This window comes from Nesterenkonia alkaliphila (genome assembly GCF_009758175.1).
Taxonomy (GTDB): domain Bacteria; phylum Actinomycetota; class Actinomycetes; order Actinomycetales; family Micrococcaceae; genus Nesterenkonia; species Nesterenkonia alkaliphila.
In genome coordinates this window covers 1-15816 of sequence record NZ_WRPM01000045.1, presented here as the reverse complement: position 1 = coordinate 15816, position 15816 = coordinate 1, and the positions used below count along the sequence as shown (strand labels likewise).

The following is a 15816-nucleotide window of genomic DNA, read 5'->3' as shown; positions in this document are numbered from 1 at the left end:
AGGTTAACTGCCTCATCCGGGGACCTGAACTGTCCATCAGCGACCGCTTGATCCAATGCCTGGGCAGCCTCATCACTGAGGGTCACAGGGATTCGTCGCATGCAGCATCTCCTTCCGGGTGAGCTCCTCACGAGTCTACGCTCCCCGGACAGGAGCAGGTCATGTTGATCGCGACCGCATTCACCATGAAGTGCGGAACCTCTTCTACTGACCTTAGTCGTCCAGGCGGAGGCCGTCGGGCTCCTGCCTGGCCAGCAGCAGGGCAAAGATAGCCCCGATCACCGGGACCAGAAATGCCAGCAGGAGCATTGCCGCTTTGGCCCCCACAGTATGGCCTGAGCGCATCACGGCTATGACGGCAACGAGCACCAGTCCCAGCATCAGCAGACCAACCACCCAGCCGAACGCATCCCAGACGCCTGGCAACAACGGATTCACAATTGCGCCAGACAAACTGACCACCATGATTCGCTCCTCCCTCACCTGCAACACCCTGCCTGTGATCCAGATTACCTTCGACCCTTGGTTCCCGCGCCAGTCGGCCGCTCAAAGAGCTACGGAGTCCCCTTACCCGATCAGTTCGAGGACAACGGCAAGCTTCGTCGAGGACTGATTCCGTACGATGTCAACCTAGGCGACGGTGACCCCCAGCAGCGAGCCCAGGGCGTAGGTGATCGCCGCTGCCCCCAGACCAATGGCCAGCTGGCGCAGGGCACGCTTGAGCGGGGAGGCCCCGGAGAGCAGGCCGACCACTGCGCCGGTGCCCAGCAGGGCGATGCCGACCAGGGCGGTGGAGACCCCGACTGCCAGCCAACCGGTAGCGCCGAACAGGTAGGGCAGAATCGGAATGAGGGCGCCTACGGCGAAGAAGCCGAAGCTGGACCCGGCTGCGGTCCAGGCTGAACCGACCACCCCATGATCGTTGTGCGAGCCCTCTGCTGCCTCTCCCTGAGTCCGGGGGTAGGACAGCTCGGGCCTGCAGTCGCATTCGAATACGCCCAGCCGCTCCAGAGCCCGGTGCTCAGCATCCTCTTCGCTGAGTCCTCTGGCCCGGTAGACCAGGACCAGCTCATTGTGGTCAAAGTCCAGATCGGGAGCTGCACGGAGGGTGACCTGGGTGGGCCGGGTAGCGTCCAGCAGCTCCCGCTGGCTGCGCACCGAGATGAACTCCCCTGCGGCCATGGACAGCGCCCCTGCCAGCAGACCGGCCACCCCACTCATCAGCACCACAGTGGCCCCTACCCCGGTGCCGCCCATCCCCATAATCAGCGCGAAGTTGGAGACCAGCCCGTCATTGGCGCCGAAGACCGCAGCCCGGAAGCCGCCGGAGAGCTTCTCCCGGCCGCGGGCAGCCAGCGCCCGGACGACTTCCTCGTGGATCTCCTCATCGGCGGCCATCCCGCGGGTGGCGTCAAGGTCCTGGTCGTAGGGGGACTCGCCCTCTGCGCGCTGGGCAAGGGCGAGCACGAATACCGAGCCGAAGATCCGGGCCATCCAGCCCAGCAGCACCCGGTGGACGGAGGGGCCGGGCAGCTTGTGGGCGTGCGGGCCCAGCAGCTGGCGCCAGTGCTCCTGGTGCCGCTTCTCCGCTGCCGCCAGCCCCAGAAGGATCTGACGTTCCTCGCCGGATTTTCTCCGCGCCAGCTGCTCGTAGAGCGTGGCCTCAGCGATCTCATCAGCCAAGTACTTCCGCCAGCGCCGAATCTGTTTGGGCGTCGGGGGCGTGCCGGCGGGCTCGGGAGTGGGGTGGCTGTTCACACTCTCTATAGTGCCGGGAAGCACCGGGCGGCGTCGTCGTGCTCAGCGGTGTGACGAATCTTCAGCACCCCTAAGCGTTTGGCGTGGCTAAGTCCTGGCCGGCGGAACTAACTCTGGTTCCATACGAATCTCGCGGCCACCGGTGGGGCGGTGGGGGATTCCACGCCGGAGCCCAGGCCCACATAGCCGGGGGCCAGATGGGCGTTCACCGCTGGGGTCCCGTCAAAGGCCAGGTCACCGCGGGTGCCATAGGGTTTGAAGGTGCCGCCGGCGCGGGTCAGAATCAGCTGGGCTGCGGCGATGTCCCAGGGATTGGTGCGGCAATTGACGACGACGTCTGCCCACCCAGCAGCCACATGGCACAGCTCCAGAGCCCCCGAAACGATGCGCCGGACTGTGGCGTAGGTGGTGACGAATTCACCGAAAGCGCGCAGCGCCTCCTCCCCGTGGCGCTGGACCATCCAGGTTCCGGGGAAATTGGTCAGCAGGTTCAGCTGCGGTTCGGCCACGCCGGTCTTCGGCGTCGGCTTGAGTACCGACTCGGCGCCCTCACGGACCCGCAGATAGGCGGCGTGGTCATCGGCGGAGAAGGTGAGCTCATTGATCGGGTCATAGACGACTCCGGCAATCACCACATCGTCCACGGCCGCGCCGATGGAGATGGTGAACAGGTCGAATCCATGGGCGAAGTTGGAGGTGCCGTCGATGGGGTCAATGATCCATTCCACCCGGCCGGTGCCGTGCTGGCCGCCCTCTTCCCCGGTGATCCGGGAGTCCGGGACCTCGGCGCTGAGCAGACTGATGAGGGTCTCCTCGGTCTGTTTGTCCCAGATGGTGACCAGATCCGTGTTGGAGGTCTTCTCCTGGATCTCCATGTGGGAGCGGAAGGCTGTTTTCAGCGGCTCACCGGCGGTGTGCGCGGCGGTGACCGCGATCCTGCGCAGCTCGGCGGAGGCCGGCAGGTCTGCGGCGGCGGGCAGGGCGGGGGCTTCAGGCAAGTGGCTCATATCTCTACCCTATTGCTGGAACGGTTGAGCCTCTCACTGACGCAGAAGGGGCCGTCTCCGGCATCGGAGACGACCCCTTCGTTCAGCGTCAGTGCTGGTCGGCGTCAGTCCTTGGTGAACACGCCTTTGACCTTGTCCACGAGCCCTTCGGCCTTGTCCTTGAGGGACTCGGCAGCACCAGCATCGGCGGAGTCGCTGCCGGAGGCACCCTGGTAGATCTCACGCAGCAGCGTGGCAGTCTCCGAGGGGGTCTTGCCGACCTTCACACCTGCCGCCTCCAGGGCCTCCTTCTTGGCCTCGGCGGTGCCGGAGGAACCGGAGACGATCGCACCGGCGTGGCCCATGGTCTTGCCCTCGGGAGCGGTGAAGCCTGCCACGTAGCCGACCACCGGCTTGGTGACGTGCTCCTTGATGTAGGCCGCAGCGCGCTCCTCGGCGTCGCCGCCGATCTCACCGATCATCACGATCGCCTCGGTCTCCGGGTCGGCCTCGAAGGCCTCCAGAGCGTCGATGTGGGTGGTGCCGATGACCGGGTCGCCACCGATGCCGATAGAGGTGGAGAACCCGATGTCGCGCAGCTCGTACATCATCTGGTAGGTCAGAGTGCCGGACTTGGAGACCAGCCCGATCGGGCCTTTGCCGGTGATATTGGCTGGGGTGATCCCGGCCAGGGCCTCGCCGGGGGTGATGATGCCCGGGCAGTTGGGGCCGATGATCCGGGTCACGGGCTTGCCGTCGGCGCCGGTCTTGGTCAGCGAGAGGTTGAAGAACTTGGCGGAGTCCTGCACCGGGATGCCTTCGGTGATGACTACCAGCAGGCCGATGCCGGCCTCGATGGCCTCCACGGCGGCATCCTTGGCGAACTTCGGCGGCACGAAGACCACCGAGACATCAGCCCCGGTCTTCTCCATAGCCTCAGAGACCGAGCCGAAGACGGGCAGCTCGATCTCGCTGCCGTCCTTGTCCTTATGGGACACGGTGGTGCCGGCTTTGCGGGCGTTGACCCCGCCCACAATATTGGTGCCGGCCTTGAGCATCAGTGCGGTGTGCTTAGTGCCTTCGCCGCCGGTGATGCCCTGGACGATGACCTTGGAGTCTTTGTTCAGGTAGATAGACATGTGTGCGCCTCAGTCCTTACTTGTTAGCCAGCTCGGCGGCCTTATCGGCGCCGGAGTCCATCGTGTCAGCGGTGGTGACCAGCGGGTGGTTGGCCTGCTCCAGGATCCGGCGGCCCTCTTCCACGTTATTGCCGTCCAGGCGGACCACCAGCGGCTTGGTTGCAGTATCGCCCAGGATCTCCAGGGCCTTGACGATGCCGTTGGCCACGGCGTCGCAGCTGGTGATGCCGCCGAAGACGTTGACGAACACGGACTTGACCTGCTCATCGCCGAGGATCACGTCCAGGCCGTTGGCCATCACCTCTGCGGAGGCGCCGCCTCCGATGTCCAGGAAGTTGGCCGGCTTCACACCGCCGTGGGCCTCGCCTGCGTAGGCCACCACGTCCAGGGTGGACATGACCAGTCCGGCGCCATTGCCGATGATGCCTACCTGGCCGTCGAGCTTGACGTAGTTGAGGTCGTTCTCCTTGGCCTTGGCCTCCAGCGGGTCCTCAGCGGACTCGTCGACCAGTTCGGCATGGCCGGGCTGCCGGAAGCCGGCGTTCTCATCCACGGTGACCTTGCCGTCCAGAGCGATGATCTCTCCGCCGCCGGTCTTCACCAGCGGGTTGACCTCCACCAGGGTGGCGTCCTCGGCGGCGAAGGCGCCCCAGAGCTTCTGGAACACCTCGGCCAGGGCGGGCACCTCATCCGGGCTGAACCCGGCCTGGGTGGCAATCTCTGCCGCGGCGGCGTCGTCGATGCCGGTGTTGGGATCAAAGTTGAACTTGACCAGCTTTTCCGGGGAGTCCACGGCCAGCTGTTCGATCTCTACCCCGCCCTCCTTGGAGCACATGGCCAGGTAGTTGCGGTTGGCGCGGTCCAGCAGGATGGAGAAGTAGTACTCCTCGGCGATGTCTGCGCCCTGGGCGATCATCACCCGGTGCACGGTGTGCCCCTTGATGTCCATGCCCAGGATGGCCGAAGCGTGTTCGTAGGCCTCATCGGGGGTTTTGGCGAGCTTGACGCCGCCGGCCTTGCCGCGGCCGCCGACCTTCACCTGAGCCTTGACGACCACAGTGCCGCCAATCTGCTCAGCTGCTGCCTTGGCTTCTTCGGGAGTGGTGGCCACGATTCCGGCGAGCACGGGTACTCCGTGTGCCTCGAACAGATCGCGCGCCTGGTATTCATACAGGTCCACGGGTGGTGTCCTTCTGCGTCGAAGTCAACTTCTCTTGCGGTCAAAGTTCAGCGGTGGGCACGGCGGAGCGCACCTAGCTGACCTTCTCAACTGGAGCATATCGCAGGAGAAGTCGCTTCTCGGACCCGGCGAAACTGACCTTTGCCACGGTTTTGTCCCCGCTGCCCTCCACTGCCAGCACCTCGCCGCGGCCGAATTTTGCGTGTTGCACCTGGTCACCGGGATTCAGCGTGGGGATCTCCCGGTCGGGGTTGACCTGGGTGCGGGGTGCGGCCTTCTTGGGCGGGGTGAATGTTACGCCGGAGGAGCCGCGGGAGCCGGTCAGCCCGGGTTCGCTGCCCCAGTCTGATCCTGCTCTGCCGATGCCTGTCCCACCAGGGCCTGCACTGCCGAAGCCGCGGCTGGCGAAGGGCGACGCCGCCCCGCTGACCTCCACCAGTTCCTCGGGGATATCTGCCAGGAACTGACTGGGCGGGTTGTACTGGGTCTGGCCCCAGAGGCTGCGTGATTCGGCCCGGGTGAGGTAGAGCCGCTGCTGGGCCCGAGTGAGTCCCACATAGGCCAGACGGCGCTCCTCAGCCAACTGCTGCGCATCGCCCATGGAGCGCTGATGGGGGAAGACCCCGTGCTCCATACCTGTGAGGAAGACCACGGGAAATTCGAGTCCTTTGGCGGTGTGCAGGGTCATCAGCGTGACCTGACCCTGCTCTGCGGCCAGCCGCTGGGACTCGCCATCGGCGGCATCGGGAATGGCATCGGCATCAGCGATCAGGCTGACCTGCTCCAGGAAGTCTGCGAGCGCCGGGGATTCCTGCTTGGCCTCGTACTCCTTGAGCACAGCCACCAGTTCCCCGAGGTTGTCTGCCCGGGATTCGTCCTGGAGGTCTTTGGACTCGCGCAGGGCGGTCATCATGCCCGACTGCTCCAACACCGCCTCCAGCACCACGGAGGGTTTCTCGTCAGCGGCCAGGGCGGAGACATCATCCATCATCCGCACAAAGGAGTCGATGCACTTCAGGGCACGGGAGCCCAGTCCGGTCTCATCGGCCCGGCGGAGGGCCTCGAAGAAGGTGGTGCGGTCCCGGGCTGCCAGCTGGGCCACGGTGGACTCGGCCTTGTCTCCGATCCCGCGCTTGGGCTCATTGAGGATGCGGCGCAGGTTCACGTCATCATCCGGGTTGTTGATCACGTGCAGGTAGGCCAGCGCGTCCTTGATCTCTTTGCGGTCGTAGAACCGGGTGCCACCGATGACCCGGTAGGGGATGCCGCGGCTGATCAGCCGCTCCTCCAGGGAGCGGGACTGGGCGTTGGTGCGGTAGAAGACGGCTACATCGGCCGGGCGGATACCGTGATCATCGCCGAGCCGGTCGATGGTGCGCGCTATCCATTCGGCCTCATCGGACTCCGAGTGGGCGGTGTGCACGGTGACCTTAGGACCGTCCCCGTTGTCCGTCCAGAGGTCCTTCTTCTGCCTGGCGGTGTTCTGGCTGATCACCGCATTGGCTGCGGAGAGGATGTTCTGGGTGGAGCGGTAGTTCTGCTCCAGCTTGATGGTGGCGGCCTCGGGGTAGTCGCGCTCGAACTCAGTGATATTGCGGATGTCCGCACCGCGGAAGGCGTAGATGGACTGGTCGGAGTCTCCGACCACTGTCAGGGAGGCCGGCGGCGTGGGCACCTCAGCATCGGGCCCGGTCAGCAGCCGGATCAGCCGGTACTGGGCGTGGTTGGTGTCCTGGTACTCATCCACCAGCACATGCCGGAACCGGCGGCGGTAGTTGTCCAGCACCGCGGGGAAAGCCTCCAGCATGTAGACGGTCTCGGTGAGCAGATCGTCGAAGTCGTAGGCGTTGGCCGCGCGCAGCCGGGCGGTGTATTCGCGGAAGACGGTGGCGACCGCCTCACTGAACGGTTCATTGGGAGCCTTGGCGCTGAACTCCTCGGCATCGACCAGTTCGTTCTTCTGCGTGGAGATCTTATTGCGGATGGCTCGCGGGTTAAACCGTTTGGGATCCAGCTGGTGCTCCTTGGCGATCTGGGTGACCAGGCGCAGCGAGTCAGCGGAGTCGTAGATGGTGAAGGTGGTCTTTCTGCCGATGGTGGCAGCCTCAGCGCGCAGGATCCGCACGCAGGAGGAGTGGAAGGTGGTGATCCACATGCGCTGGGCGGTGGGCCCGATCAGCGCGGCGATCCGCTCCTTCATCTCGCGGGCGGCCTTATTGGTGAAGGTGATGGCCAGGATCTGGTGCGGGCGCGCCTGGCCCGTCTGGATCAGGTGGGCGATCCGCTGGGTGAGCACCCGTGTCTTGCCGGACCCGGCTCCGGCCACAATCAGCAGCGGGGTCCCGGTGTGCAGCACAGCTTTCTGCTGCTGGGGGTTCAGCCCGGCAGTGTTGTCAGCCGGCACACCAGACGACGACGCCGCCCCTGTCTCCTCCAGTACCGCGGCTCCAGTGCTCATCGGGGGTACCTGCGGCGCCTGCCGCGTCGTCGTACTGGCCCGCTCTGATGGTGGCGTGAAGAGGAATTCCATATCTCCTCCAGTCTACGTCCCGGGGTGGAGAGCGCCGCTGCCACGCAGCGGATAGGCCGCGACTATCCACTGGACCTGCTGGGTTTCTCCGGCGATGATGCAAGGGTGCCGGTTCGCCATATTCTGCTCGCCCTGACCGTGGTCACGCTGTGGGGTCTGAACTTCATCGCCATCCACTTTTCGCTGGAGCATTTCCCGCCGATCTTCCTGGCCGGGCTGCGGTTCGCGCTGTTGGCGGTGCCTGCCCTGTTGTTTGTCCCCTGGCCGGGGGTGAAGGTGAGGTATCTGCTCGGCTACGGGCTGGGGTTCGGCACGCTTCAGTTCTTTGGGCTCTACCTAGGAATGGCGGCGGGCTTCCCGGCCGGTCTGGCCTCCCTGGTGCTGCAAGCCTCTGCGCCGTTCACCGTGCTGCTGGGCGCGCTTCTGCTGCGGGAGAGCATCACCGCCCGGCGGGCGGCGGGCATTGCGGTGGCCGTGGGCGGACTGGTGACTGTGGGACTCTCCCGGGGCAGCATCGATGGCTGGGGCCCGTTCCTTCTGGTGGTGCTGGGGGCCTTCGGCTGGTCGCTGGGGAACTTAGCCTCCCGCCAGGCTCAGACGGACAGGCCGCTGGCCCTGGTGATGTGGATGACGGTGGTGCCGCCGCTGCCGCTGTTTGCGGTCTCCCTGCTGGTGGAGGGACCGGGGGAGATCTCTTCGGGAGTGGCGTCATCGTTGACCGCTGAGGCGCTGCCGGGCTGGGGTGGTCTGGTCTACACGATGCTGTTCGGCACCATCGTCGGGTCCGGGATCTGGGTGTGGTTGATGCGGCGGCATCCTGCCGGGGTGGTTGCCCCATTCTCCATGCTGGTGCCCGTGGTGGGCATCCTGGCGGCCTGGTGGATCCTGGGGCAGAGCCCCACCTGGTGGGAGCTGATCGGTGGTCTGCTGGTGCTGGTAGGGGTGCTCTGGTCCTCGACCCAGCCCGGGGTCCCGCGGCTCCTCGGTCGCCGGCCTGGCGCTTTGCACCGGGGCAGAGCGGGACCTAAGGTGAAAGCACCGACCAGCACGGGCGGCTAGGGTTCCGCCGGCATCAGCCGGGCCTGGTTCGAGCGCCGCAGGGGCGTTGGACGATCTGGGAGGATGGACCCATGTCCAAGCGGCGGAAAAAGACACGCGGGAATCCGCAGCAGAGTAGCGGCAGGGGCTCCGACAGGGTGCCCGTGCCATCCGGGTCGGGGAAGAAAGCGGCCCAGCCTGCACCGCAGGAACAGGGCTCCCCGCGCATCCTGGTCTACGCCCTGCTGGGTGTGACCCTGTTCATGGGGCTGTACCTGCATGCCTACGCCATGCCTCAGCTGACCTATTTCGCCGACGGGCTGACCATGCCCGGGGCCCGGATCACTGGGTACAGCGCCGCGGACATCCTAGCTCTGCAGAACGCCCTTGAGGACGACGCCGCCGGGCAGCTGAACTTCCTGCACAAGACCGCTGGGATCATCTTCCCGGCACTGCTCTTCCTCGCCACCTGGGCGGTGATGGGTCTGCTGGTCCGCGGGGCCTGGCGGTGGATTGTGGTGGCTGTGGCAGCGGGCTTTGCCGCGGTGGACATCACGGAGAATTTCCTCATCGACGCGGTATTGGACCAACGGCCTCCTGAGGACCAGCTGGTCACTCTGGCCTCAACCCTGACCCAGGTGAGCTGGGTGCTGCTGATAATGCTGGCCCTTACGGTAGCCGGCGTCGTCGTCCGTGACTTCATCCTCACCGGCCGCACTGCGAAGCCATAGCCGGTACCATTGACTGGTGCTGTTTCCAGCGCCCCCGCCTCCGTAGCTCAGGGGATAGAGCACCGCTCTCCTAAAGCGGGTGTCGCGCGTTCGAATCGCGCCGGGGGCACCAGTTGGTCCTTGTTCAAACCTGCGACGTTCGCGGTTTGATCTCCACTCTGGTCTCCACCACCCTGCTTGCGGCGCAGCGCGGTGGACTGGACCTCGGGGTTGAACAAGATGTCGAAGGGTTCACCGGCCTCACCGTCCACCGCGTCGGCCTCTGTGATGTAGAGCTTGTCGAAAAACGCCTGGTTCGCTGTGCGGCGCAGCGAGTCATCGATGCTGGTGTAGATCGCGTGGCAGTCACCAGCCAGGGCCAGGCAGTCCTCCAGATGGGCTTGGGCCTGCTCGTACTCCAGAGTGCCGTCCTCGACCTGTGCTTCCAGGAACGCCAGGCGCTTAGCGATCCTCTCCTGCTCAGTCTTCAGCAGCTCCAGCGGCACAGCTCCGGCGTAGTGAGCTTGGAGTAGCTTGGTCCGCTCCGCGATCAGGTCCTCCCGTTCTCGGGTGTAGGCCTCCTGCTGCTGCTTGGTGGTGGCCTGCAACCGGTCGAACTCCGAGGTCACCAGCTCCCGCAGCGCGGTCACGATGTGCTCGGGTATCTGGACCTGCTTGTAGTAGTCCTCGACCGCCAGCTCCACATCCGGGATGTACATGGCCTTCTGCTCGCAGTTGGTGCGCTTGGAGTGCCGCCCGGCACACATGAAGCACACATGAAGTAGGGATAGATCACGCCCTGACGGTTCTTGGCTTTGGTCATGATCAGCCGGGACCCGCACTGGCCGCAGTACAGGCTACCTTTGAGATAGTGATCATGGACCTGGGTCTTCTCTCCCAAGGCCCGGTGGGAGGACAGCACTGCCTGGACCCGGTACCAAATCTCGATGGGCACCAGTGGTTCGTGCATGCCTTCATAGACCGCGCCGCGGAAGGACACGTTGCCCTTGTAGTACGGATTCGACAGCATCCGGTGCACCGCAGAAAGGGAGGGAGCCTTCTTCGGGCGCTTCGGCGTTGGCACGGTGGTCAGGCCACGGTCAATGAGTTCATCACGCAGGCTGGCGGTGGAATAGTTGCCGCTGGCGTAGGCCTCGAAGGCCCACTTCACGATGGGGGCTCGTTCTGGATCGAGGTCAACGGTGCGCATCTCCCGGCCCAGCTCATCCTTCTTCACCACGTTGAGGTAGCCCATAGGAGCCTTGCCGTTGGTGCCTCCGGTGATGGCCTTCTGGCTCATGTCCTTGGAGACCTCATTGGCCAGGTTCCGGGAGTAGAACTCTGCAATCGAGGACATGATGCCGTGCAGCAGCATCCCCGAGGGCGTCTCATCGATGTTCTCTGTGGCAGAGACCAGCAGAACACCGGCTTCCTGCAACGCCAGATGGATAGCGACATCATCAGAGCGGTTCCGCGCCAGACGATCCACCTTGTGCACGATGCAGTAGACCACCTGATGAGCCTTGATGTACTCGATCATCCGCATCAGCTCAGGCCGGTCGGCCTTGCGGGCGGACTCACCGGCATCCACGAACTCTTCTACGATGATGGCGTTCAGATCGCGGGCCTTGCGAAGGTTGGCTTCCCGCTGAGCCGGGATCGAAAACCCCTCATCCCGGCCGCCCTTGGAGGCTTGCTCCTTGGTGGAGACTCGCAGGTAGGACACCGCCAGGGTGGTGGTCTGGCCCAGCTGTTGAAGACTAGAGATGTCGGGCGCTGTGGTGGTCATTGTCGTGTTTCCTTCCCCGTTACGGGCGGGGCCAACACGGGCAGCACCATGGGGTGCCGCTGGTGCGGTGCGACTCGTAAATGGGAACACGACATCGACGGGCTTGCTGGAGCCTGTCGAAGTAAGCCCTGCGGGCTAGACATAACTGCGCACCGACAGTCGAACCGTGTTCGGCTGCTGGCTTCTTACATGTCAGATTCTACTCCGGGCTCCGTCTCCGCCTCTACTGCGGTGTCGGAGTCATCGCCGGTCTGCTGGTCAGTGCTGGTGGCAAGATGTGCGGCCGGCCGCACCGCTCAGCTGGTTGAGCACGCTATCCGATGACGCGTGCTGTCGATATCATGCCTGCCGCCCTTAAACGCCCGTTCGAGATTGGCTGACCACTTGGTCGGCAGACGGCCTAGGACTATCAGCGTCCCATCGTGCTTTCGGGTGACCACTACTGACACAGTTGACCCCTACCCCCTAGGGGTATATCCTCGAGAAAACAGTACACGAGTGAAGGAGTTACGCATCATGGCAACCACGACCGAGTACCAGGTGACCGGGATGAGCTGCGGGCACTGCGAGACCGCGATCCGCGCTGAGGTTTCCGAGATCCCCGGGGTCACTGATATAGACGTCAGTGCCCAGACCGGGCGGCTGGCCGTCACCAGCGAGCAACCGCTCGAGGATCCTGCGGTAATCGCTGCTGTCGATGAGGCTGGCTACACAGCCCTCAGGAGCTGAAATGAACGCGCCCACACGGCTGGGTCTGTACGGGCTGATCCTGGTGGCCGTGTTTGCCGTGGCTGGAGTCACAGCGAACGCGGTCATCGACGAGGACACCGTGCAGAACTGGGTGGAGGAGGAGCCTGAAGACCACCACGGAGCAGAAGAAGGAGACGGCATGAACAGCGTTGGACACGAAGATCACGGGGCTGATGCCTCCTCTCTGGGTTTGGCATCCGCTGAGGATGGCTACGAGCTGACTGAGGTGGCAGCACCTTCCGAGCCTGGCGCTGAAGACGAGTTGTCCCTGGTGGTGACTGGTCCGGACGGGTCCCCGGTGACCGACTTCGACCTCGACCACGAAATGGAAATGCACCTGATCGCCGTTCGCGCCGATGGCCAGCACTTCCGCCACGTTCACCCCGAACGTGACGATGCGGGGACATGGTCGATCCCGTGGGAGTGGGATGAGGCCGGCACCTATCGGGTGTTCGCGGACTTTGTTCCCTCTGCAGCGGGCGAAGGCCTGACTCTGTCCACCACGGTGCAGGTCGCAGGCGACTATGACCCGACCCCGGCCAGCGAGCCGGTCACCGAGGCCACGGTCGATGGATTCGATGTGGCCGTCGAGGGTGAGCTGATCGCGGGTGAAGCCTCACAGCTGACGATGAACATTACCCGTGACGGTGAGCCGGTCACCGAGCTGCAGCCCTACCTGGGCGCATTCGGGCACCTGGTCGCCCTGCGAGACGGAGATCTGGCCTACCTCCACGTCCACCCGCACGGTGATGCGCCGGAGGCCGGGGAGACCTCTGGTCCGGAGATCGTATTCGATGCCACCGCACCCACCGAAGGCCGGTACCTGTTGTTCCTGGACTTCCAGGTCGATGGCCAGGTGCATACCGCCCCGCTGGTCGTCGATGCGGCCGCAGGTGCGAGCAATGCCAGCGGCGTGCAATCCGGCAACGATTCGGACACCGCATCTGAGAACGAGGAAGATAATGATCATGACCACTGAGAAAACAAGCACAGAGGTCAATCTCACTGGTATTGAGCTGCAGATAGGTGGCATGACATGTGCCTCGTGCGCGAACCGGATCGAGAAGAAGCTCAATAAGCTCGATGGGGTGGAGGCGAGTGTCAACTACGCCACTGAGAAGGCCAGCGTCACCGGCCCAGATACTTTGGACCCACAGGCGCTGATTGCTGAGGTGGAGAAGACAGGCTACACCGCCACATTACCTGCGTCGAAGAACACCACGGGCAACTCCTCTGATGATGAGGGTGAGTCTCGTGAGGACGTTGAGATCAGGGTGCTGAAGCAGCGCCTGATTGGCGCTGCGATTCTCGCGGTACCGGTCATCGCGATGGCGATGATCCCGGCGCTGCAGTTCGACTACTGGGGCTTCGCCTCCCTGGTTCTCGCCACCCCCGTGGTGGTGTGGGCCGGCTGGCCGTTCCACAAGGCCGCCTGGGCAAACTTCAAACACGGCGCGGCGACCATGGACACTCTCATCGCGGTGGGCACCAGTGCGGCGTTGATCTGGTCAATCATCGCACTGTTCTTCGGCACCGCAGGCCAACCCGGTGTGGTCCACCCCTTCGAGCTGACCATCTCACGCACCGATGGGCTGGGGCACATCTACCTTGAGGTCGCAGCCGGAGTAATCACCTTCGTCCTGTTGGGACGGTACTTCGAGAAGACCTCAAAACGCCAAGCCGGCGCTGCCCTGCGGGCGTTGCTAGAGCTCGGGGCGAAGGAAGTCTCCATCCTCCGCGATGGTAAAGAACAGCGAGTCCCGATCGAAGAACTCAATGTCGGCGACGAGTTCGTGGTCCGGCCCGGGGAGAAGATCGCCACGGACGGGGTGATCACCTCCGGTAATTCCGCGATCGATGCATCGATGCTTACCGGGGAATCGGTGCCGGTCGAGGTCGCGGTAGGTGACAACGTCGCCGGGGCCACGGTCAACGCCGGGGGCCGCCTGGTGATCAAAGCCACCCGGGTGGGTTCGGAGACCCAGCTCTCGCAGATGGCGAAGATGGTCGAGGACGCCCAGTCCGGCAAGGCCGAGATCCAGCGCCTGGTTGACCGCGTCTCCTCGGTGTTTGTGCCCATCGCGATCGCTGTGGCCGCCGCTGCTCTGGGCGGGTGGCTCGGGGCCGGGTTCCCGATCAGTGCCGCCTTCACCGCCACGGTCGCGGTGCTGATCATCGCCTGCCCCTGCGCCATGGGCCTGGCCGCACCGACCGCGCTGCTGGTCGGCACCGGCCGCGGAGCCCAGATGGGTGTGCTCATCAAGGGCCCCGAGGTCTTAGAATCCACCCGCAAAGTCGACACCATCGTGCTGGACAAGACGGGCACGGTGACTACTGGAAAAATGACCTTAAGCGATGCCATCACCGCCGACGGCGTGGACCGGGCCGAGCTGCTGCGCCTCGCCGGCGGGCTGGAGGATTACTCCGAACACCCCATCGCCCAGGCCATCGCCGCCGGAGCAACAGCTGAGGTCGGTGACCTGCCCGCCCCTGAATCCTTCGATAACGTCGAAGGCAAGGGCGTCCAGGGCGTGGTCGAGGGCCACGCCATCGTCGCTGGCCGCGAGTCGCTGTTGAACGACTGGTCGATGCATTTGGATGAGAACCTCACCACCGCCAAGCAGGCTGCCGAAGCTCAGGGTAAGACCGCGATCACCGTCGGTTGGGACGGTCAAGCCCGCGGTGTGCTGGTCGTCTCCGACCAGATCAAGCCTACCTCGGCTGAGGCCATCGGCCAGTTCAAAGAGCTGGGTCTGACCCCGGTGCTGCTGACCGGGGACAACCAGACTGTGGCAGAGCAGGTGGCTTCTGAGGTCGGCATCGATCGGGTGGTTGCCGAGGTGCTGCCCAAAGACAAAGTCGATGTCGTCGTCGGTCTCCAGGACGAGGGCAAGGTCGTGGCGATGGTCGGTGACGGTGTCAACGACGCCCCAGCTCTGGCCCAAGCAGATCTGGGTCTGGCCATGGGCACCGGCACCGATGTGGCCATCGAGGCCGCTGAAATCACCCTGGTCCGCGGTGACCTGCGGGCAGCAGCGGATGCGATCCGGTTGTCCCGGCGAACTCTGCGCACCATTAAGCAGAACATGTTCTGGGCCTTCGGGTACAACGCCATCGCCATCCCCATCGCAGCCTTCGGGCTGCTGAACCCGATGCTGGCCGGAGCCGCCATGGCGTTCTCCAGCGTGTCGGTGGTCTCCAACAGCCTGCGGCTGCGCAGGTTCAAGGCCAAAGCCGACGACCAGGCTACCCTCGCTGGCAGTGTTCCGGCACCGGCACGCGAACCGGCACAGGTCTGAAAGAACCGAACTGTCATCAACCCAGAGAAAGGAAACCAACCACGATGACTACACACGACCACCACAACCACGGCCACGGTGCCGCTTCTGGCGGCTGCAGCGGTCACGCGCCTAAGACCGAAGACCTCGCCTCAGCCCAGGGTGACGACGTCACCGAGTGCCTGGTCATGCCCGGGACCCCGGTGATCAAGTCCCAGGCCGAAGAAGCCGGACTCTACCGCGACTACCAGGACCAGCGTTACTGGCTGTGCTGTGACGCCTGCGGCCCGCTTTTCGACGCCGACCCCGAACGCTACATCGCTGCCACTTAACGAGGCGTCCACCTCTTGCCCAGCACCACCAGTCACGGAGGAGAAAGCAGTATGAGTCAGCCCCCAACAGGATCGCAGCAAGCAACTGACCACGATGCGCACCACGAGCACAGTGGGCACCACGGCCACCACAACGAACACAGCCGCCACGACGGGCACGACCATGAGGGCCACGGGCACGAAGGCGAGCATCACGCTGGTCACGAAGCACATGGTGGACACGCCGGACATGGCGGACACTCGGGACACGGTCACGGTGATCATGGCGATCATGTGGGTCAGTTCCGGCGGCTGTTTTGGATCATGCTGGTTCTGGGTGTGCCGGT

General features: G+C 64.5%; 14 protein-coding genes, 1 tRNA gene and 1 pseudogene. 9 read left to right on the top strand and 7 right to left on the bottom strand.

The features are described 5' to 3' along the window. Nucleotides 1-213: 213 nt before the first annotated feature. The 6 genes and pseudogenes from GNZ21_RS06420 to pcrA form a co-directional block, all read right to left on the bottom strand. Complete coding sequence (locus GNZ21_RS06420) at nucleotides 214-465, bottom strand: PLDc N-terminal domain-containing protein (RefSeq protein WP_157322512.1); 252 nt, start codon at nucleotides 463-465, stop codon at nucleotides 214-216. Between the two features lie 165 nt (nucleotides 466-630). Beyond that, nucleotides 631-1758 (bottom strand): VIT1/CCC1 transporter family protein, encoded by a 1128-nt coding sequence (locus tag GNZ21_RS06415; RefSeq protein ID WP_188503793.1) that lies wholly within the window; start codon nucleotides 1756-1758, stop codon nucleotides 631-633. Nucleotides 1759-1865: 107 nt separating this feature from the next. Next, nucleotides 1866-2765, bottom strand: a complete 900-nt coding sequence (locus tag GNZ21_RS06410) for an inositol monophosphatase family protein (protein WP_157322510.1) — start codon at nucleotides 2763-2765, stop codon at nucleotides 1866-1868. Nucleotides 2766-2977: 212 nt separating this feature from the next. Continuing rightward, a pseudogene (sucD, locus tag GNZ21_RS06405) lies at nucleotides 2978-3883 on the bottom strand (succinate--CoA ligase subunit alpha); the annotation flags it as partial. 16 nt (nucleotides 3884-3899) lie between these two features. Next, nucleotides 3900-5063, bottom strand: coding sequence for an ADP-forming succinate--CoA ligase subunit beta (gene sucC / locus GNZ21_RS06400; protein ID WP_188503792.1), 1164 nt, complete (start codon nucleotides 5061-5063; stop codon nucleotides 3900-3902). Nucleotides 5064-5136: 73 nt separating this feature from the next. After that, nucleotides 5137-7593, bottom strand: coding sequence for a DNA helicase PcrA (pcrA, locus tag GNZ21_RS06395; RefSeq protein WP_157322508.1), 2457 nt, complete (start codon nucleotides 7591-7593; stop codon nucleotides 5137-5139). A 24-nt stretch (nucleotides 7594-7617) separates the two neighbouring features. On the opposite strand from pcrA, the gene GNZ21_RS06390 reads away from it, so the two are divergent. From GNZ21_RS06390 to GNZ21_RS15880, 4 genes are all read left to right on the top strand, one after another. Next, nucleotides 7618-8652 (top strand): EamA family transporter, encoded by a 1035-nt coding sequence (locus GNZ21_RS06390; RefSeq protein ID WP_229659596.1) that lies wholly within the window; start codon nucleotides 7618-7620, stop codon nucleotides 8650-8652. Nucleotides 8653-8795: 143 nt separating this feature from the next. Then, on the top strand, nucleotides 8796-9362 hold the full coding sequence (locus GNZ21_RS06385) for a hypothetical protein (RefSeq protein ID WP_157322506.1): 567 nt from the start codon (nucleotides 8796-8798) through the stop codon (nucleotides 9360-9362). Between the two features lie 36 nt (nucleotides 9363-9398). Beyond that, nucleotides 9399-9474, top strand: a tRNA-Arg gene (locus GNZ21_RS06380). Between the two features lie 34 nt (nucleotides 9475-9508). Then, complete coding sequence (locus GNZ21_RS15880) at nucleotides 9509-9874, top strand: hypothetical protein (protein ID WP_229659595.1); 366 nt, start codon at nucleotides 9509-9511, stop codon at nucleotides 9872-9874. Nucleotides 9875-9987: 113 nt separating this feature from the next. On the opposite strand, the gene GNZ21_RS06375 is transcribed toward GNZ21_RS15880, so the two are convergent. Then, entirely contained in the window at nucleotides 9988-11130 is a 1143-nt protein-coding gene (locus tag GNZ21_RS06375) for a recombinase family protein (RefSeq protein WP_229659594.1), read from the bottom strand. Nucleotides 11131-11646: 516 nt separating this feature from the next. On the opposite strand from GNZ21_RS06375, the gene GNZ21_RS06370 reads away from it, so the two are divergent. From GNZ21_RS06370 to GNZ21_RS15875, 5 genes are all read left to right on the top strand, one after another. Beyond that, a complete protein-coding gene (locus GNZ21_RS06370; RefSeq protein WP_157322504.1) occupies nucleotides 11647-11859 on the top strand; it encodes a heavy-metal-associated domain-containing protein in 213 nt (70 codons plus the stop codon). A 1-nt stretch (nucleotide 11860) separates the two neighbouring features. After that, on the top strand, nucleotides 11861-12859 hold the full coding sequence (locus tag GNZ21_RS06365) for a heavy-metal-associated domain-containing protein (RefSeq protein ID WP_157322502.1): 999 nt from the start codon (nucleotides 11861-11863) through the stop codon (nucleotides 12857-12859). Then, nucleotides 12849-15179 (top strand): heavy metal translocating P-type ATPase, encoded by a 2331-nt coding sequence (locus GNZ21_RS06360; RefSeq protein WP_157322500.1) that lies wholly within the window; start codon nucleotides 12849-12851, stop codon nucleotides 15177-15179. Before GNZ21_RS06365 ends, GNZ21_RS06360 begins: the two co-directional genes overlap by 11 nt. A gap of 44 nt (nucleotides 15180-15223) precedes the next feature. Beyond that, nucleotides 15224-15490 carry a YHS domain-containing protein gene (locus GNZ21_RS06355; RefSeq protein ID WP_138254184.1) on the top strand — a complete coding sequence of 89 codons (267 nt, stop codon included), beginning with the start codon at nucleotides 15224-15226 and terminating at the stop codon, nucleotides 15488-15490. 94 nt (nucleotides 15491-15584) lie between these two features. Next, nucleotides 15585-15816 (top strand): hypothetical protein (locus GNZ21_RS15875; protein ID WP_269149962.1); only part of this gene is annotated, 232 nt, incomplete at its 3' end.